Here is an 18,276-nt window from a genome sequence, read left to right as displayed (position 1 = left end):
TAGGACGAGAGAAGCCGTTTTTGTGTTCATTAATATATAGAGGAGGCGCCACACATGGCCCATGAGACAAATGAAATTACCATGCCGACAAAGTACGATCCTAGTGCGACGGAGTCAAAATGGTACGACTACTGGTTAGAAAACGATGTATTTAAAGCAGACGAGGACGATTCGAAACAACCGTACACAATCGTCATCCCGCCACCGAACGTTACGGGGAAACTTCACCTCGGTCACGCTTGGGACACGACGCTCCAAGACTTGTTGACACGCCTCAAGCGTATGCAAGGATATGACGTACTCTGGCTCCCAGGGATGGACCATGCCGGCATCGCGACACAAGCGAAAGTCGAACAAAAGCTCCGTGAAGAAGGCATCATGCGCTACGACCTCGGACGTGAGAAGTTCCTCGAGAAGACGTGGGAGTGGAAAGACGAGTACGCGAAGACGATCCGCGACCAATGGTCAAAACTTGGTCTTGGCCTCGACTACTCACGTGAGCGTTTCACACTCGACGAAGGGCTCTCAAAAGCCGTTCAAGAAGTATTCGTTCGTTTATATGAAAAAGGCTTGATCTACCGCGGCGAATACATCGTCAACTGGGACCCGGCACAAAAGACGGCCGTTTCGGATATCGAGGTTATTTACCAAGAAGTCGAGGGTGCGTTCTATCACATGAAATACCCACTCGCTGACGGCTCAGGTCACATCGAGATCGCAACGACACGTCCAGAGACGATGCTCGGAGATACAGCGGTTGCCGTGAACCCGAAAGATGAGCGTTACGCGCACCTCATCGGCAAGACGATCATGCTTCCGGTCATGAACCGTGAGATCCCGATTGTTGCGGACGACTACGTCGACATGGAGTTCGGTACAGGTTGCGTGAAAATCACGCCAGCCCACGACCCGAACGACTTTGAAATCGGAAACCGTCACGAGCTTCCACGCATCCTTGTCATGGACGAAGGCGGGAAGATGAACGAGAACGCTGGCAAGTACGAAGGGCTCGACCGCTTCGAATGCCGGAAGCAACTCGTCAAAGACCTAGAGGCGGACGGCACACTCGTGAAGATTGAGCCGCACACGCACTCGGTCGGACATTCAGAACGTTCAGGCGCGGTCATCGAGCCGTACCTTTCGAAACAATGGTTCGTTGATATGGAGCCACTCTCAAAAGCGGCACTTGAAGCACAAGGAAACGACGACACGAAAGTCAACTTTGTCCCAGAGCGCTTCGAAGGCACATACCTCCGTTGGATGGAAAACATCCGCGACTGGTGTATCAGCCGTCAACTTTGGTGGGGCCACCGTATCCCGGCTTGGTACCATAACGAGACAGGAGAAGTATATGTAGGGAAAGAGGCGCCAGCGGACAGTGGGAACTGGACACAAGACGAAGACGTTCTCGACACATGGTTCTCGTCAGCACTCTGGCCGTTCTCAACGATGGGCTGGCCGGATACGGACGCACCAGACTTCAACCGTTACTTCCCAACGAGCGCACTCGTCACAGGTTATGACATCATCTTCTTCTGGGTATCACGTATGATTTTCCAATCACTCGAGTTCACAGGGAAGCAACCGTTCAACGATGTTCTCATCCACGGTCTCATCCGTGACTCGGAAGGACGCAAGATGTCGAAATCTCTCGGTAACGGCGTTGACCCGATGGAAGTCATCGACCAGTACGGAGCGGATTCCCTCCGTTGGTTCCTCCTCACAGGTTCGACACCAGGGAACGACCTTCGTTTCTATTGGGAGAAGATCGAGTCGACATGGAACTTCTCGAACAAGATTTGGAACGCAAGCCGTTTCGCACTCATGAACATGGACGGACTCAAAGTCGAAGACATCGACCTCACGGGCGAGAAGACGCTTGCGGACAAGTGGATCTTGACACGCTTGAACGATACAATCGACCAAGTGACACGCCTCGTCGACAAGTACGAGTTCGGTGAAGCAGGTCGTTACCTGTACAACTTCATCTGGGAAGAGTTCTGTAACTGGTACATCGAGATGGCGAAACTCACGCTCTACGGTGAGGACGAAGCAGCGAAGCACACGACACGTTCGGTCCTCGCGCACACGCTCGATTCGATCATGCGTCTCATGCATCCGTTCATGCCGTTCCTCACAGAGGAAATCTGGCAACACTTGCCGCACGAAGGCGATTCAATCGTTCGTGCAAGCTACCCGACGCGTCGTGACGACCTTCACTTCGCAGACTCGGTTCCAGCATTTGAAGCTGTGATGAACGTCATCCGCTCGGTTCGTAACATCCGTGCCGAAGTGAATGCACCGATGTCAAAACCGATTCAGCTCTTCATCTCGACGAGCGACGATGCGACACAAGGTTACTTGAGCGCGAACGAAATGACGATCGGCAAGTTCACGAACGCGACAGAGCTTGAAATCGGACGTGGTCTCACGGCTCCGGATAAGTCGATGTCAGCGATCATGACGGGTGCTGAGCTCTTCATCCCGCTCGCAGATCTCATCAACTTCGAAGAAGAAATCGCGCGTCTTGAAAAAGAAGTGGCGAAGTATGAGAAAGAAGTCGAGCGCGTGCAGAAGAAACTCGGAAACCAAGGCTTCATCGCCAAGGCACCGGCTCACGTCATCGACGAAGAGAAAGCAAAAGAAAAAGATTACCTCGACAAGCGTGACGCGGTCCGCGCCCGTTTGGAAGAGTTGCGTAAGTAAGCCATTCACCTTCTTCAGAGATTTATTCTCTGGAGAAGGTTTTTTTGTGTTTTGGTAGAATTTGGAGATGTGGACGTAGAAAAGGGGATATGAAATGAGACGAATCGGGGTATTGTGTGTTCTTGTTTTGGGACTAGCGGGGTGTATGACTCCAAAAGAGACGAAGTCTGTGGAGACGATTGATGTGGAAAAAGTAGAGAAAGTAGAAGTGACTGATGAATCGCAATTTCCCGACGTAGCAGTGACGGGGACGATGATTGCTGAAGTACCATCAGGCACAGAACGGGTCTCGGACGCGGTCTTGGCACAAATCACCCTACAATATGAAGACGGCTCGACAGGACGGTTGTCGAAGGATCACATTTTAACGGAGACGATGGTCGGGGGAATCGGATTAGTTGCGATGACCGTCCCTGACCGTGAAAACCCGTTTGGCGTATTCATTCATGATGGTAAGACGGGATGGGCGCAACGCGGGATGCAACGCTTCGGGATACCGGAGACGTCCAGTGCGTCTACTCATGGATTAGATTTTCCAGTCAAAGAGATGGAAGTGATCAGCTCTGACTATTCAGGTAACGATTGGCCCGTGACGCTTTGGACGTTATACGATGAAACACGCCTCATCAGTATCATTGCGACGGACGATTTCACTGAAATCGAAGGGGAGATGTCGGATCAGCCAAAACCATATGTGATGGAGCAAGCATACGGGAACGGCTTATATTACTTATCCCAAGGTAAACTCATTATTGTGACAGGAAATGTCTCGGAAGCGGAGTTGTTGAAGCTGGTTGATTCTTTACCCGAACCTTCATCAGGCTCGTTTCCTTTCCGCGAATCGGAATAATGCGAACACCCGAGCGTCAAGTGCGACGTTCGGGTGTTTTGTTGACGAGCCACCAGCTAATGACTCCAATCCCCACCAGCATCGGGAGTTGAGTATACAGTGGGGTCGTGAAACCGATTCGAAACAGGTGAACGATATACGTGAAATATAGGGCGCCAACAACGAACAATAGTGCGATATAGATGTGTCTCACGCGTCTTCCTCCTCACTCCAAAATGGCAAGCGACCTGTTGTGACGTAGTACGAAGACGTGAAGAGTGCACCGATTGCCAAACCGGTCAAATGTGGCTGAATCGGTTGGCCGACTAAAGTTAAATAAAGACTATAAACTACATAAGATGCTGAAGCGGTGATGAGGATCATGAGCGGAATAAGCCACTTCATTTTGTATCACTCCATTCCGACTCATTCAGATGTTTCATGTACTGGACGAACGACACGCTCAAGAAAAAGACGGGCATCGCCCAGACGATATTGCTTAAGTATGGGGCTTGCCAAAGTTCGAGTGAAATCAAACAAGCAAACCCTAATGAGACAAGTGAGGTGAGTAAGCGCATATATAAGTACCTCCATTTTGTGATACCTTATCTTACGTTTGAAGATTGGAAAATGTTTCAAAAAAACCATTCCGCGAATGCGAAATGGTTCATGTGCCACAAAATGTCTGGTATGGATACGTCCGCGGTGGACCTGCTGATACGTACTCAGACGGTTGGTCGTCGTTATAAGGGTCTCGCAAAATCTCGAGTAGCGCTTCGGTCGGACCGAAGTCGCCTCGTTCTGCTGCTTGGATGGCTTTCTCAACATGATGATTACGTGGAATAACGGACGGGTTATATTGACGCATGATTCGACCCACGTCCTCATTCGGGAGACCTTGTTCGCTCAGGCGTTTCTGCCAAGCGTCGAGCCATGCCTTCCCATCATCTCGAGTAGCGAATGGAAGCGACTCGATTTCACCGAGCGTCAACGCGCGGAACGTATTCGTATAATCGGCCTCCGTCTCCATCATCAAGCGGAGTAACTCATCCGCGAGCGCATCGTCAACGTCTTTTCGGACATATAGCCCGATCTTATGTGCAAGTCCGGTAAAGTATGCCTCTTTATACAGCTCGGTATAGCGGGTGAGTTGCTTGTTCGCCACATCGACTGCCTCTTCTTTCGTCTCACCGAGGAGCGGCAGCAATGTCTCTGCGAGTCGGGCAAGGTTCCAAGACCCGATGTACGGTTGATTTCCGTAGGCGTATCGTCCTTCCCGGTCGATCGAGCTGAAGACCGTCTCCGGGTGGTACGTATCCATGAACGCGCACGGTCCGTAATCGAGACCTTCTCCACTGATGAACATATTGTCCGTATTCATCACCCCATGAATGAACCCGACGAGTTGCCAGTTGGCGATGAGTCTCGCTTGTCTTTCGACGACGCGTCCGAGGAACTGTTCGTAGCGATTGGGTGTATCGACCAAGTCAGGGTCGTGACGTTTGATCGCAAATTCCGTGAGTGCGATGACGTCATCGATGGAGCCGGCACCTGCCGCGAATTGGAACGTCCCGACACGCAAGTGACTCGAGGCGACCCGGGTCAGGATGGCCCCGTGTTTCGGACCTTGTCGCATGATCGCTTCTCCCGTCTGAACGACGGCGAGTGCCCGATTCGTCGGGATGCCGAGCGCGTCCATCGCCTCGCTGATGATAAACTCTCGTACCATCGGACCGAGTGCCGCCCGACCGTCGCCCCCTCTAGAGTATTCCGTCGGACCTGAGCCCTTAAGTTGGACATCGACACGCTTCCCGTCTCGCGTCACGTGTTCCCCGAGCATGAGGGCACGTCCGTCCCCGAGCATCGTCAAATTGCCGAATTGATGTCCGGCGTAGGCTTGAGAGAACGACGTATCCGTTTGACGATTGCCGGCAAGTAAATCGGTATCTTGTTTGAGTCTTTGCGCATCAAGCCCGAGTGTAGCGGCTAATGTATCGTTAAACAAGACGAGTGTCGGATTGTCGACCGGATGGATGGGTCCACGGTCGTAAAAGATGTCACGTAGTTCGAGGTACGTCGCCTCGAAGTTCCAGTCAGTTGTCATGGCGCATGCCTCCTTCTTCGCTTCGAGTATAGCACAGACTGTTTTCCATAACGGCTGTCGTGAATTTTGATAAGATGAAACAGAAGTGTAAACAGTAGGAGTGTGGAAGATGAAGACGAGACAAGATGTATTCGATTGGTTAAGTGGGCAGCTTCGCTTCGGGATCAAGCCAGGTCTTGAGCGGATGAACTGGATGATTGAGCAGTTAAGGTTAGAAGAACGTCCATCTATTCATGTAGCGGGCACGAACGGAAAAGGGTCGACCGTTGCGTTTTTACGGGCGATGGCGATGGAGAATGGTTTATCCGTCGGGGCGTTCACCTCTCCTTATATTATTCAGTTCGAGGAACGGATCATGTTGAACGGGGAACCGATTCACGAAGATGCGCTCGTCGACGTGGCGAACCGAGTCAAAGCGTGTGCGGACAAGGCGCCGGAAACGTTGACGGAATTTGAGCTATTGACGATGATGGCATGGTGCTATTTTGATGACACGCGCCCAGATTTGATCATTTGGGAAGTCGGCCTCGGGGGACGACTGGATTCGACGAACGTGTTGGCACATCCGCTCGCGACGGTGGTGACATCGATCGGACATGACCATCAAGGGATTCTTGGCGATACGCTGGAAGAGATTGCGCTTGAAAAATTCGGCATCATGAAACGTGACGTGCCGATGTTCCATAGTATCAGTGAGGAAGAGTTGGTCGGATTGTTGCTTCAAAAAGGGGAAGACGTAGGTACTTCCATTCATGATGTACGAACGCTTGTGACAGAGGTCGAGGACGGTGCTGAGACAGTCGTGACGTATGAGGGAATGCCACATGTCGTGCTCGGATTGACGGGTCATCATCAAGCTTATAACGGGGCATGTGCCGTCGCGGTAGCTCGTCATCTTGGCTGGACGGAAGAGGCGATTCGTTCGGGTCTTGAGCGGGCACAACATCCGGGACGATATGAACTTGTCTCGAAACGACCACGGGTGATTTTGGACGGGGCGCATAATCCGGAAGGGATCGAGGCATTAGTTCTGCAAGCCAAACACGAGACAGACGTGACGGTGCTGACAGCCATTTTAGAAGACAAAGACCGCGATACGATGATTGATGCGCTTCAAGAGATTGGTGACGTATATGAGACGACGTTCGACTTTCCACGTGCGAGAACGAAAGAGCAGCTTGAAAAAGACGGAGCACGCTTCGTCGAATGGAAAGGCTGGCTCACCGATTGGATGGAAGCGCCGACGAGCAGGACGTTGATTGTGACGGGATCACTGTATTTTATCAGTGAAGTAAGAACTCATTTCCAAAGTTTGAAAAAATGAACTTGTTAAATGGAATTGGAAAGGGTATGAATTAACTGAAGAAGTGTGACGACAAACCGACTGGAGGACTTTCCATGTTCAAGCATCCTAGATCCAAGTACGGCCTGATCATATTGATTGCGACAGTATTCATCCTTTCCATTTATTCTTTTTCATTTGCTACGAATAACAACGATGATGCGATCACGTTACCGGTCAACGGTGAAGTCACCCGGACGATATCTCCAGACGAAGATTGGGTGCAATCAACGTTTACGTTGACGTATTCCTTAAACTTAGAAAATATCCTGTCACAAGTGAAGGGTCCTAAGAAAAATGGACAGAAAGGTCCTAGTCTAAATTCTTATAAATTAATCCAATGGAATGTGAAAATTGTGGAGAAGATTCCTAAAGAGTTTACGGTACCTGATGATATAGATTTGCCTAAAGGTTTTGCTTTCAATAAAAATACACGAGAGTTAACAGGAGAATTTTCGCTAGAATGTGCGAAGAAGAATGGAAGTAACGAAAATAAATGTAACAAAGTACTGAAGAACGAATCACTAACTTCTGATTTCTCCATTCCTTTAATCGCTACAACCCCTGGAACATTTACATTTGACACAGGTAAGTATGCGTATTCATTTTATGCGGAGCATTCTGGAAAAGGAACGACGAAGCATGATCGTGACATAAATGGCAGTCCAGGAACATTTTCTCCTGAAATCGTTACGGTAAAAGGAACGACTTTGACCGTTCCGAATACGTTGACGTTGTATGTAGGAGAAGGGGCTTCTACGAATGTAGACGCCACAGGCACCATCGATTCTTCTCAGGTGAAATGGGAAAGCGACAACAATGGGATTGTCGGTCTGCAGTCAAATGGAACAACCGTATCCATCACCCCTAAAATGGTAGGAGAGACTTTGATTCGAGCGACATATACGTATCCGAATGGTTATGTTGTGAAGTCAAATAATTTAAAAGTGATGGTGAAGTTGCCGGATCTCGCATTGAATCCGAAACCGAACGAACTATGGGTATATCAAGATGCAGAAGGTACCCTCATCAAACAATCTGTGACCATTACCTTGGACCAGACGAAATTAGACGGGTCTAAATTGAGTGGACCATTAGAGGTAGACTGGACGTCCTCATCCACTGCGTTGTCTGTCTCTGAAACTGGCGTGAACGTTGCAACGGTTCGTGCCGAACACGGGAGTCAGGGTGGCGTGACAATACTTGGTGAACTTACAGATTATCCAGGGCAATCGAAACGCACGTTGATCGACGTCAAAGAATACCCGCAGTTGATTTCGACGCCAAACGTCATCCTTTACATGAGTGACAGTCCATATTCGTATGGAAAACAAATCACTTTCTATCCGGATACAGCGAACGTCACGGGCTATGGATTGACGGTATTGGAAGGGACAGATGTGCTAAGGATCGAACAAGGGGAACTCAAACTGTTGAAACCAGGACTTGCGAAAGTGGGACTTGTTACACAAGATGTCAGCGCCTCATTCCCGAATGGTGGGGGCCCCGAGCCCATTTCTCAATATTTCTACGTTCAAGTGAAAGACGGGACAGATCCAAACCCTGGTATCGATACACCAGCTGGTGATTTTTACTAAGTATACGAAAAAGAAGCCGATTTGATGTCGGCTTCTTTTTTCATGTTTATTGTTTGATAGGACGTGCGGTGAATAGTTGAAGCTGGTTGGAAACAGGTAACGTATTGATTTGTTCAAACACGCCTTCGTTGTACGTCATGATGAGGCGTGATTTTTCGATATCGTCCAATTGCGTTCGGTTACCAGGAGCGAAATACGCTTCTTGTGCACTTTGGGCTGGTAATGAACGGAACGTTCCCCGGAACGTATTGATTTCCAAGGGTCCACGACTATAGAGCCCACCTTTAATATTGATGATCGAGCCAACCGCATATAGTTTACTCTTCTCCTCTGAGTCACTATATAGAAATGCTTGAAGCGGTGTCGTCGTATCTTCAAATTCATTGATTCGATTCAATAGCACTTTCCCTTTCGCCAAGAGGACGAGGGAACTGTTTTGCGACTGACTGACACCTGTAATTGTGGCACGGTCGATAAAGGCATCTTTTAAGGCATATACGGTCGTATTGAACGCGACATTTCCTCGAATCGTAAGGTTCCCGTTCACAATAAGTGGGCGACTAATTGTGATTGGACGTACCGCTTCGATGATGACGTCACCATCAAATAAGAGTGGCACGTTAGAGCTCGCGACCGATTCACTAATAATGGTCGAAGCGGCGACGGGTGATGAGATGATTTTAAGAGAATCAATCGCATCAATCTGCTGTTTGTCGATATATTCCGTCAATCCGAGGTTGGGCTGCTCTAAATATGGAGGACTTGAAATTGACGTGATGTGACCACTATTAAAAATGGAAGTGCCAGGCGCATCTTCGTAGCTTAGTTTCGTACCGGATTGGAAGCGGTTGACGTATTGAATAATCGAATAGTCGAAATTGAATGGGGAGAAGGAAGATTCAATCTCGCCGATCTTAGGTTTTTCTCCTGCGACTGGTGTCGTGTCACTCGTGAAATATTCGTTTAAGTCGCAACCACTGCAAGTCGCTCCAGGGCCTAAGTCGATCTTGCCGTCCAAATAAAATCGACTCGTCGAACTATTTTCAAGTGATTTCTTTGTTGAACCTAGTTGGTAGGAGGCAGTCCGTTGAACATTCAATTCGTCCGTCGAGCCCTCGCGATTTCCAACAAAGATGTTTCCTGTGATTTTAGGTGGACCATTGACGGTCAATTGCTCGTCTGATCCGAGCACGTAATACAAAAAAGAAGGTAAGGCAGTTACATATACTTCTTGTGTATACGTAGTCGTTTGGGTCGGCTGCTCAGCTTTTGGGACGGTCGTTCCCGTTGCTGTCAGCGTGAGTACGGTCGTGAACGGTGCATCGGTTCGATCTGCAGAAGAGCGCTCGATCGAATAGATGACGTCGTTATCTCCTGACAATTGGTTCCCCGTATATGGTTGATGACTGACGAGTAACGAAGTGATTTCGTCTTGAAAGGCTTGTTCAGATTTCATGTAATCGGGTACATCCGCTTTGTCGTGAATCGGAAATGTTTTCTTTAAGTCTGCCACCAGTAGGTTCAACGTACTTTTGACGTCTGCATCCAGTTGTGTCTCGTCGACACGGATGACGGTCTGTTTGTTCGTCGCCAAGTTGACTTGGATGGCGGCGAGTGACAGGACGGCTAATGCCGCCATTGTCACGAGTACGAGAATGAGTACATAACCTCGTTCATCTTGCTTCATAGGAACTTACTCCTTTTCAGAATGGAATGGCGCTCGTGAACGTCTTCGTCTCAGACGGGTCATTGGCTGGAGATAGTGTAATCGTCAATTCAATGAGACCGGATTTGTAATAGGTCGGCTGATTGTTTCTTGCTTCAACGGTACCGTCCACAATCGAAATGTCCATTGATTGAAGGACGACATCATTCGTAGAAGAAGAGAATGAGGCAGCGGATAACGTTTTTCCGGTATCGAGATAGCCACTTTCACGATACAAAATCCCGTTCGACGAGACTTTTGGATCGTTTAAAACGTGAAACGTATAGACCCCGTTACTTTCAGTCATCGCATCAAATTTCGTTTGGTTTAAGTCCTGCATGACCGAAGCAATCAAATAGTCCGCTTCGGCTCGAAGGGAACTCGAATCATTGGTTAACCGAAAGCCGAGAGTACCAGATAAAAACACCGTAATGATAATTCCGGCGAAGATGGTGGAAATGACAAGCGCCAATAACAATTCGACGAGTGTGACACCTTCTTCAGAGCGTTGTAGCTTCTGGATTGCTCGTTTCAGGGAACTTTTCATGAAGACTTGCATCGGTCACGACTCCTTTCAATGTGATTGGTTGGAGCAACGTATCGGAGTCGACAATGATCGTCACGTCCATGACGTTCGAAGAAGTTTGAATAGAATCAATGTCAATCGAATAATCACGACCGTTGATTGTGGCCGAACATAAATCACATATGCCATTCACATCTGTCTTCAATGCATCAATGGAAAATGCGGTGTCGATTTCCTTCGAACGACGTTCAATCGTATGTAACGTGTTTTGCGCAATTTGATTTGCAACCGTTCGATCTAAATCAGAAGAGGTAATTTGAAGACTTTTCGAGAAGATACTCATCATGGCTCCTGCCAAGATGGAGACGACGACAATCGAGACGAGCACTTCAACGAGCGTAAATCCTTTTTCGTTATGCGACAAAACGTTGACCTCCTATTCAAAAAAAGTGAAACAATCGGTAAATAACGTATGGAATAATGAATAAATTGTTATTTTTTGTACAAGACATATTATACTAAAGTTATACACTGAACGGATACATAGAATAGTAGACATATAAGACATAGGGGGATTTTTACATGAAGCGGTATGGGATGCATCTTTTCATTTTGATTGGACTCGTCGCACTCGTGACATTGCCGACAATCGGACTCGTCAATTACTTAGATGCGTCCGCCGAGTCAAGCGCTACATATACAGAAACAACGGTCGCCGGTGTAGACGTTTCCGAGATGACGAAGGAAGAAGCTGACGTCCGCCTCGATAACGCAATTAAAGATTTTAATACGCTACCGTTTTCGGTCAATTTGATGGACGGAACCATCATCGAGATTGGAAAAGAGGTCGTGACATTCGATGTGCCGAATACGCTCGATTCCATCACCGAGGCGGGAGATTATCCATTGTTGGCTGCAATCGATGAAACAAAAGTCGAGCCATATCTTGATGGTCAACCCGTGACGATGACGATGATTGCACCGGCACTGATGGATGCGGCATCGATGCTCGAGTCGACGGTCACTTTAGAACAAGTCGCGGCGGAAAGTGAAGTCGTAGCCTCATTTACCGTGAGTCCGACTCCGGCGATGCAGTCGACACTCGACCGAATGAACGGATTCGAGATGGCAGCAGGGGATATCTTCAGCCTCAAATCATTCGGCGAAGACTTTGAGGCACTCACGACGCTCGGTTCTTCGTTCTATCGCATGTTTGCTGCCACGCCGTTCGCCATTCTCGAACGTGTACCACACGAGACGCTTCCTTCTGGGATGGAACTCGGATACGACACGAAAGTGGATGCCCGATCAAACTTTGCGGTGCAAAATCGTGAGGAGTCGTCATACGCCATTCTCGTCTTGAATGAAGGAGATGCAGTGACCGTCCAATTACTCGGTCAACCGTTTGATTCGGCTTACGAGGCACGAGTGGAAGAGGTGACGTCGGTTCCTTATCAAAAAGTCGTCCGTTTTTCTTCATCCCTTCCTTCAGGCAGTTCATCTGTCACGCAGTCCGGACAAACTGGTCAGTCAGGCAAACTTTACCGCGTCAAAGTGACGGAAGAAGGAGAAACGATGGAGTTGCTCGGCTTTGATTTTTATGCACCGACACCGGAAATCGTAACGAAGAGTTCGGTACCGCTTCCGCCACCTGAACCGGTCGAACCGGTCATTCCAACTTTCCCGGATGAAGAGGTGGAAGAAGACCCGATTTTTGACGATGAATTAGATGACAACTTCGAAGAACCACCCGTTTTTGAAGAATATCCTGCAGATCAGGAGGCGGTCGGATGATCGGTTATATGATTTTACTCGGCTTTTGGGTATTGGCGACGCTTACGCTGTTCGCCTTGTCCGTCCCATCGATGAAAAAGCGTGAAACGAAATTACTTATCAGTTTATGGACGGCTCTTCTATCTGCTGGGATTTACTTTATGATCACGGAGAATTTGACCGAGGCATGGTGGACGTGGCTCATACTTGTTGTCATATTGATTGGTGGAGTGACGGCTAGTACTTTCGTCGAAGAGAGGGAAGTCGAGCAAGAGGAGGCTCCTCAAAGGATGGTGAAGTAACGTGAGACGAACGAAACGAAGACTCGGCGAGATGCTAATCGAGGCAAGGCTGATTACGGAGAGCCAGCTTGATGAGGCACTCGAACAAAAGCGCATCGGTGAAAAGTTAGGGGATACACTTATCCGATTGAACCATATTACCGAGACGCAATTGATTCAAATGATTCATGAACAGTTACACGTTCCGATTATCGAACTGTATTCGCAAGATATTAACGTGACGGTGACGAAACTCGTACCAAAAGCGTTAGCGCAAAAACACGACGTTATGCCATATAAACTGATTGGGAATACGCTTCACGTTGCGACGGCCGACCCGCTCGACTTGATTGCGATCGATGATGTCCGATTGCAGACCGGGATGAACATTGAGATTGGGATTTCGACGCGTGAACAAATTCGAAAGACGATCAGTCGTTACTATGAGATGGATCACTCGCTCGTCGAGATTTTAAAAGAAGATGCACCGGAAATCGATCAGCAAGAAACAATCAGTCGAGACGATGCGCCAATCATCCGTCTCGTGAACCAAATCTTTTTAAGCGCGATCGACCAACGCGCATCGGACATCCACTTCGACCCGCATGAGAAACAACTTCACGTCCGTTTTCGGATTGACGGGGATTTACGTACGGAAACAATCTATCCGAAGAAGATTCAGAGCGTGATGCTGACACGCCTCAAAGTGATGAGTAACCTCGACATCACCGAAAGTCGTCTACCACAAGACGGACGGATCAAGTATACGTTGCGAAATCGTGCGTATGACTTCCGTGTGTCGACGCTCCCGACGATGTATGGGGAGAAGATTGTTATTCGAGTGCTCGACTCGTCGCAAGGTCTGACGGACTTGACGAAACTCGGGTTCGGGGAGCAGAACGAGCGAGCATACCGTGAGATGCTGAAACGTCCGAACGGCATCATCCTTATCACCGGCCCGACCGGTTCTGGGAAGTCATCGACATTATATGCGTCACTCAAAGAATTGAACGATGAGACGAAAAATATCATCACGGTAGAAGACCCGGTCGAGTATCAGCTCGATGGTATCAACCAAGTCCAGGTCAATTCGAAAGTCGGATTGACGTTCGCGTCCGGTCTCCGCTCGATTTTGCGACAAGACCCGAACATCGTCATGGTCGGGGAGATTCGTGATACCGAAACAGCCGAGATTGCCATTCGCGCCTCACTTACGGGACACCTTGTCCTATCGACATTACATACAAACTCGGCCATCAGTTCCATCACCCGTCTCGTCGATATGGGGGTCGAACCGTTCCTTGTTGCCGCTTCGACGACCGGACTCGTCGCACAGCGTCTTGTACGACGTGTCTGTCGCGACTGTGGTCAGGCAGAACCGGTCTCAAAAAGTGAACAACGCCTATTCGAGGCAGAAGGCGTTCATATCGATCAGGTTGTACGCGGTAAAGGGTGTTCATCTTGTAACTCGACAGGCTACCGAGGGCGTCTTGCCATTCATGAAGTGATTCCGATCAACGAAGGGTTACGCCGAATGATCATGAACCAGGCGACCGAGTCGGAGATGGTGGAGTATGCGAAGTCGCAAGGAGCGACGTTCTTACTGGCTGACGGGTTAGAGAAAGTCGCCGCCGGTTTGACGACAACTGAAGAAATATTACGAACGGTCATTACGGAGAGTGCATATGATTAATCAATCGATTGAAGTCATCTTGACGAATGCGGTCGAGCGACGAGCCTCAGATATTCATTTGACGGCGGGTTCGCCACCAATCATTCGAGTGGACGGAAGTCTTATCACGATGGGCGAGGAGAAAGTGCTGCCCCATCATCTTGAAGGGTTTTTAAAAGAAATTATGACGGAGGATATGCGTGAACGCCTCGAGCATGAACGTGATCTCGACTTTTCGTTCGGGGTGCCGCGTGTCTCACGCTTCCGTGTCAACGCCTACTATCAACGGGGGACGATTGCGATCGCATTCCGTTCCATTTCCGGGGAAATCCCGACATTGAATGAACTTAATTTGCCGACGGTGTTGAAGCGATTGATTGAAAAACCGCACGGTCTCATCCTCGTGACGGGGCCGACCGGTTCAGGGAAATCGACGACGCTTGCGGCCATGATCCATGAAATCAACCGGACGCAACGGAAGCGAATCATCACATTAGAAGATCCAATCGAGTATTTGCATTCACACGACCAAAGCATCGTCGACCAACGGGAGATCGGTTCGGACGTCATGAAGTTCGTGAGCGGTCTCCGCGCAGCACTTCGCCAAGACCCGGACGTCATTTTGCTAGGGGAAATGCGCGACTTAGAGACGATTTCGACGGCGATGACAGCAGCCGAGACAGGGCATCTCGTCATGGCGACTCTTCATACGTCGAGTGCAATGTCGACGGTGAGCCGAATCATCGATGCGTTCCCGGCCGAGCAACAAGATCAAATCCGGACGCAACTCGCAAACGTCTTACTCGGGGTCGTCAGTCAACGGTTGTTCCCACGGATCGATGTCCCGAAAGGCCGTGTCGCTGCGATGGAAATCATGTTAGGGAACCCGGCTGTCGCCAACTTGATTCGAAATGAAAAAGAGTTCCAGCTTCCGACCGTCATCCAGACGAGTCGCCAGCACGGCATGCAGTCGATGGATGCCGCAATTGAACAACTCGTAAGGCAAGGAATCATCAATCCGAACGCCGTTCCGACAGAAGAGATGAGGTGATGAGTGATGGCGATATTTCAGTATGAAGGAAAGCTCCTGAACGGGAAGCGTAAGAAAGGTCGCATCACGGCCGTCTCGCTTCGGGAGGCGAAAGATAAATTACGACAAGAATCGATTCTCGTGACGGATTTGTCCGAGCTCGAGTCGACCGGACTGAACAAAGAGGTCAACATCCTGCCAGAACGCGTCAAGATTGAACATCTGATCATGTACGTCAGACAGTTTGCGACGCTGATCCGTGCAGGGGTACCCATTGTACGTGCGACTTCGATTCTGAGAGTCCAGACCGAGTCGAAAGTATTGAAGAAGACGCTCAGTCAGGTTGAAGACGATTTGAAAGAAGGGATTGCCTACTCCGAGGCGATCAAGAAACATCCGCGCGTCTTTTCGAACTTCTTTAGTTCGATGGCTCTCGCCGGGGAGACGAGCGGGAACTTGGAGGAGGCACTCGACCAAATCGGGCTGCAACTCCAGAAGCAGTATGATGTGAAGCGGAAAGTCATCTCCGCGCTCACGTATCCGTTGGTCGTCTCAATCGTCGCCATCGGCGTGGTCGCGTTCTTGATGGTGAACGTCGTCCCGACGTTTGCGAGCATCTTCGGGCAACTTGGCGGTGAGCTTCCGCTCATCACGAGAATCGTCGTCGCCGTTTCGGACTTTATCGCAGCATTCTGGTGGCTCTTACTCGCTATCGCGATGCTTGGGGTATTTGTGTTCACATGGATGCTGAAACGGGACCGGGAACGATATGTCATTGACCGATTATTGCTCAAGATGCCGATTTTCGGACCGATTGTGACGAAGTCTCAAATCGCGTTGCTCACACGAAGCTTAGCCGTTCTGTTACAGGCGGCAGTCCCTATTTTAACAGCCATTGAGATTACGGAACGCATCGTGTCGAACCGCGTGATCCGCAAAGGATTGACGGAGGCACGGGAAATGATGGCACAAGGGATTCCGCTCCACGAGCCGCTCATGCGTAACTCGAACTTTCCTCCGCTCATGACACAGATGATTGCGGTCGGGGAAGAAAGTGGAGATTTGGACTCGATGTTGAACGAAGTCGCCGAGTTTTATGAGACCGAAGTTGAGACGACAACGGACCGACTGAAGTCCATCATCGAACCGCTTCTCATCGTTGTTCTCGCGAGTGTCGTCGGGGTGATTGTCATCTCCATCGTGGTCCCGATGTTCCAAATCTATGGCGATATTCAAAATCAATAAAATGAATATGCAAAGTTTTGAAAATATACCTTTTCAATACTAAAATTAGAAGGTATAGTAAAATTGTTCTACTTCTAGTTTAGGTCTTTCGTAATGAATCTAGCTTACATGCAGCACAACACACAAAAGGGGAGAATGAATCATGGTAGAGAAGTTGAAAATGATTTGGCAAGATGCCAAACAATTAAAAGATGAGCGTGGACTCACACTCGTCGAGTTGCTCGTCGTCGTCGTTATTTTAGGGATTATCGCAGCGATTGCGGTTGTTGCGATTGGTGGGATTATTGAGAACTCGAAGAAGGATGCAATGGTTGCCGATGCTAGACAAATGATTTCGGCCGCAAAACTCTACAGTGCTTCAAATCCAGGAGATCATGATTTGGTATTCCTTAAAGCAGGAGCAACGGCTTCTGATGACTCAACTGAAGAAGAGGGATATAAGTATATTTCTAAATTAGAAGATCCTTTTAATGATGCATCTTATAAAGCTGGTTCAGTAGCAATTGCTGAGTCTGGAGGTAAGTATACTTACACTGTTACTCTTAAAGGCTCAAAATTTAATATTAATGGTGTAGAAGAAGGTTCTCTAAGTAAATCTTCTTTATCAACACCGTAACTATTTACTCCGGCTGGCGCTGGGCACTCGCTCAGCCTAGCCGGTTTTCTGTTTTTGGCATATACTGACAAAAGGAGGATCCTCCCTTGATCGAATTGATTGGATTCTTATATAGCATCATCCTCGGGGCGGTCATCACGTCGTTCACCAACGTCGTCGGGCTCCGCGTGCCACGCAAACAATCAATCGTGACGCCACGGTCACATTGTCCGTCTTGCGGTCATGAATTGTCACCGTGGGAACTCATCCCGATTTTCGGCTATCTCGCCCTTCGTGGGAGATGCCGTGGGTGTGGCGAGCGGATCGCGCCGACGTATCCAATCTTTGAATTGCTCGGAGCCATTGGATATGGCTATAGCTATACGCTCTACGGATTTAGCATGACGACGCTCCTTGCGTTCGCCTTCTTATCGACGCTATTGGCGCTCGCAGTATCTGATCTATCGACGATGCTTGTGCCGAACGTCATCTTGCGGATCACGGCACCGGTATTACTCGTCCTTACCTATGTGGCAGGGGCCACGTGGTGGTCACCGCTTGCTGGGGCGCTTCTCGGATTTTCTCTTTTAGCGACTGTCTTTTTCGTGTCAAAAGGGGGACTTGGGGCAGGGGACGTCAAATTGTTTACTATGATCGGTCTCGTGCTCGGTCCACGGGATGTGCTCGTCGCATTGTTCTTGTCGAGCTTGATTGGAGCCGTGGTCGGGATGGGCTTGATCGCTTCGAAAAAAATTGGACGTAAACAACCGATTCCGTTCGTGCCATCAATCGCGCTCGGGACGATGTTGACGTTTTGGTTTAGTGAAAGCTTTTTTGATTGGTATTTTGAGTTGATGTAGGGGGAAAACG

General features: G+C 49.0%; 18 protein-coding genes. 11 read left to right on the top strand and 7 right to left on the bottom strand.

What is annotated here, in order from left to right; translation table 11 throughout:
• Positions 1-54: 54 nt before the first annotated feature.
• Together KNO85_RS09435 and KNO85_RS09430 are read left to right on the top strand one after the other, a co-directional pair.
• Entirely contained in the window at positions 55-2,706 is a 2,652-nt protein-coding gene (locus KNO85_RS09435; RefSeq protein ID WP_214789396.1) for a valine--tRNA ligase, read from the top strand.
• A 94-nt stretch (positions 2,707-2,800) separates the two neighbouring features.
• On the top strand, positions 2,801-3,556 hold the full coding sequence (locus KNO85_RS09430; protein ID WP_214789394.1) for a hypothetical protein: 756 nt from the start codon (positions 2,801-2,803) through the stop codon (positions 3,554-3,556).
• Between the two features lie 16 nt (positions 3,557-3,572).
• On the opposite strand, the gene KNO85_RS09425 is transcribed toward KNO85_RS09430, so the two are convergent.
• The 4 genes from KNO85_RS09425 to KNO85_RS09410 all read right to left on the bottom strand — a co-directional run bounded on the left by KNO85_RS09425 (position 3,573) and on the right by KNO85_RS09410 (position 5,639).
• Positions 3,573-3,749 (bottom strand): hypothetical protein, encoded by a 177-nt coding sequence (locus KNO85_RS09425; protein WP_214789392.1) that lies wholly within the window; start codon positions 3,747-3,749, stop codon positions 3,573-3,575.
• Positions 3,746-3,940 carry a hypothetical protein gene (locus tag KNO85_RS09420; RefSeq protein WP_214789390.1) on the bottom strand — a complete coding sequence of 65 codons (195 nt, stop codon included), beginning with the start codon at positions 3,938-3,940 and terminating at the stop codon, positions 3,746-3,748. The genes KNO85_RS09425 and KNO85_RS09420 overlap by 4 nt, the downstream gene beginning before the upstream one ends.
• Positions 3,937-4,113, bottom strand: coding sequence for a hypothetical protein (locus KNO85_RS09415; RefSeq protein WP_214789388.1), 177 nt, complete (start codon positions 4,111-4,113; stop codon positions 3,937-3,939). Before KNO85_RS09415 ends, KNO85_RS09420 begins: the two co-directional genes overlap by 4 nt.
• 89 nt (positions 4,114-4,202) lie before the next feature.
• Positions 4,203-5,639 (bottom strand): protein adenylyltransferase SelO, encoded by a 1,437-nt coding sequence (locus KNO85_RS09410; RefSeq protein ID WP_214789386.1) that lies wholly within the window; start codon positions 5,637-5,639, stop codon positions 4,203-4,205.
• A 109-nt stretch (positions 5,640-5,748) separates the two neighbouring features.
• Here KNO85_RS09410 and KNO85_RS09405 point away from each other — a divergent pair, with 109 nt between their 5' ends.
• Positions 5,749-6,963, top strand: a complete 1,215-nt coding sequence (locus KNO85_RS09405; protein ID WP_214789383.1) for a bifunctional folylpolyglutamate synthase/dihydrofolate synthase — start codon at positions 5,749-5,751, stop codon at positions 6,961-6,963.
• 74 nt (positions 6,964-7,037) lie between these two features.
• Positions 7,038-8,579, top strand: a complete 1,542-nt coding sequence (locus KNO85_RS09400; protein WP_214789376.1) for a hypothetical protein — start codon at positions 7,038-7,040, stop codon at positions 8,577-8,579.
• Between the two features lie 46 nt (positions 8,580-8,625).
• Here the strand turns inward: KNO85_RS09400 and KNO85_RS09395 are convergent, their stop codons facing one another.
• The 3 genes from KNO85_RS09395 to KNO85_RS09385 are packed head-to-tail and all read right to left on the bottom strand — an operon-like array spanning position 8,626 to position 11,234.
• Positions 8,626-10,266, bottom strand: a complete 1,641-nt coding sequence (locus KNO85_RS09395) for a hypothetical protein (protein ID WP_214789373.1) — start codon at positions 10,264-10,266, stop codon at positions 8,626-8,628.
• Between the two features lie 16 nt (positions 10,267-10,282).
• Positions 10,283-10,843: a PilW family protein gene (locus tag KNO85_RS09390; RefSeq protein WP_214789370.1), complete on the bottom strand. Its 561-nt coding sequence runs from the start codon at positions 10,841-10,843 to the stop codon at positions 10,283-10,285.
• A complete protein-coding gene (locus tag KNO85_RS09385) occupies positions 10,785-11,234 on the bottom strand; it encodes a prepilin-type N-terminal cleavage/methylation domain-containing protein (protein ID WP_214789367.1) in 450 nt (149 codons plus the stop codon). The genes KNO85_RS09390 and KNO85_RS09385 overlap by 59 nt, the downstream gene beginning before the upstream one ends.
• Before the next feature lie 158 nt (positions 11,235-11,392).
• Between KNO85_RS09385 and KNO85_RS09380 the strand changes: the two genes are divergently transcribed.
• The 7 genes from KNO85_RS09380 (at position 11,393) to KNO85_RS09350 (ending at position 18,266) form a co-directional block, all read left to right on the top strand.
• Entirely contained in the window at positions 11,393-12,604 is a 1,212-nt protein-coding gene (locus KNO85_RS09380; RefSeq protein WP_214789365.1) for a G5 domain-containing protein, read from the top strand.
• Positions 12,601-12,885, top strand: coding sequence for a hypothetical protein (locus KNO85_RS09375; RefSeq protein WP_214789362.1), 285 nt, complete (start codon positions 12,601-12,603; stop codon positions 12,883-12,885). Before KNO85_RS09380 ends, KNO85_RS09375 begins: the two co-directional genes overlap by 4 nt.
• Before the next feature lies 1 nt (position 12,886).
• Positions 12,887-14,557, top strand: a complete 1,671-nt coding sequence (locus KNO85_RS09370; protein WP_214789359.1) for a GspE/PulE family protein — start codon at positions 12,887-12,889, stop codon at positions 14,555-14,557.
• Entirely contained in the window at positions 14,550-15,587 is a 1,038-nt protein-coding gene (locus KNO85_RS09365) for a type IV pilus twitching motility protein PilT (protein WP_214789356.1), read from the top strand. Before KNO85_RS09370 ends, KNO85_RS09365 begins: the two co-directional genes overlap by 8 nt.
• Positions 15,588-15,593: 6 nt before the next feature.
• Positions 15,594-16,811, top strand: a complete 1,218-nt coding sequence (locus KNO85_RS09360) for a type II secretion system F family protein (protein WP_214789354.1) — start codon at positions 15,594-15,596, stop codon at positions 16,809-16,811.
• Positions 16,812-16,953: 142 nt separating this feature from the next.
• Positions 16,954-17,427: a prepilin-type N-terminal cleavage/methylation domain-containing protein gene (locus KNO85_RS09355; RefSeq protein WP_214789351.1), complete on the top strand. Its 474-nt coding sequence runs from the start codon at positions 16,954-16,956 to the stop codon at positions 17,425-17,427.
• A gap of 86 nt (positions 17,428-17,513) precedes the next feature.
• Positions 17,514-18,266, top strand: a complete 753-nt coding sequence (locus KNO85_RS09350) for a prepilin peptidase (protein WP_214789348.1) — start codon at positions 17,514-17,516, stop codon at positions 18,264-18,266.
• Positions 18,267-18,276: the final 10 nt, after the last annotated feature.

It is taken from the genome of Exiguobacterium sp. s124 (assembly GCF_018617485.1).
Taxonomy (GTDB): domain Bacteria; phylum Bacillota; class Bacilli; order Exiguobacteriales; family Exiguobacteriaceae; genus Exiguobacterium; species Exiguobacterium aestuarii.
This window is presented reverse-complemented; position numbering and strand designations above follow the sequence as displayed.

Excerpts from the sequence above, each read along its gene's own strand:
- KNO85_RS09420 (WP_214789390.1), bottom strand. The coding sequence starts at position 3,940 with ATGAAGTGGCTTATTCCGCTCATGATCCTCATCACCGCTTCAGCATCT.
- KNO85_RS09400 (WP_214789376.1), top strand. The coding sequence starts at position 7,038 with ATGTTCAAGCATCCTAGATCCAAGTACGGCCTGATCATATTGATTGCG.
- KNO85_RS09395 (WP_214789373.1), bottom strand. The coding sequence starts at position 10,266 with ATGAAGCAAGATGAACGAGGTTATGTACTCATTCTCGTACTCGTGACA.
- KNO85_RS09390 (WP_214789370.1), bottom strand. The coding sequence starts at position 10,843 with ATGCAAGTCTTCATGAAAAGTTCCCTGAAACGAGCAATCCAGAAGCTA.
- KNO85_RS09405 (WP_214789383.1), top strand. The coding sequence starts at position 5,749 with ATGAAGACGAGACAAGATGTATTCGATTGGTTAAGTGGGCAGCTTCGC.
- KNO85_RS09410 (WP_214789386.1), bottom strand. The coding sequence starts at position 5,639 with ATGACAACTGACTGGAACTTCGAGGCGACGTACCTCGAACTACGTGAC.
- KNO85_RS09375 (WP_214789362.1), top strand. The coding sequence starts at position 12,601 with ATGATCGGTTATATGATTTTACTCGGCTTTTGGGTATTGGCGACGCTT.
- KNO85_RS09360 (WP_214789354.1), top strand. The coding sequence starts at position 15,594 with ATGGCGATATTTCAGTATGAAGGAAAGCTCCTGAACGGGAAGCGTAAG.
- KNO85_RS09365 (WP_214789356.1), top strand. The coding sequence starts at position 14,550 with ATGATTAATCAATCGATTGAAGTCATCTTGACGAATGCGGTCGAGCGA.
- KNO85_RS09435 (WP_214789396.1), top strand. The coding sequence starts at position 55 with ATGGCCCATGAGACAAATGAAATTACCATGCCGACAAAGTACGATCCT.
- KNO85_RS09430 (WP_214789394.1), top strand. The coding sequence starts at position 2,801 with ATGAGACGAATCGGGGTATTGTGTGTTCTTGTTTTGGGACTAGCGGGG.
- KNO85_RS09355 (WP_214789351.1), top strand. The coding sequence starts at position 16,954 with ATGGTAGAGAAGTTGAAAATGATTTGGCAAGATGCCAAACAATTAAAA.
- KNO85_RS09380 (WP_214789365.1), top strand. The coding sequence starts at position 11,393 with ATGAAGCGGTATGGGATGCATCTTTTCATTTTGATTGGACTCGTCGCA.
- KNO85_RS09415 (WP_214789388.1), bottom strand. The coding sequence starts at position 4,113 with ATGCGCTTACTCACCTCACTTGTCTCATTAGGGTTTGCTTGTTTGATT.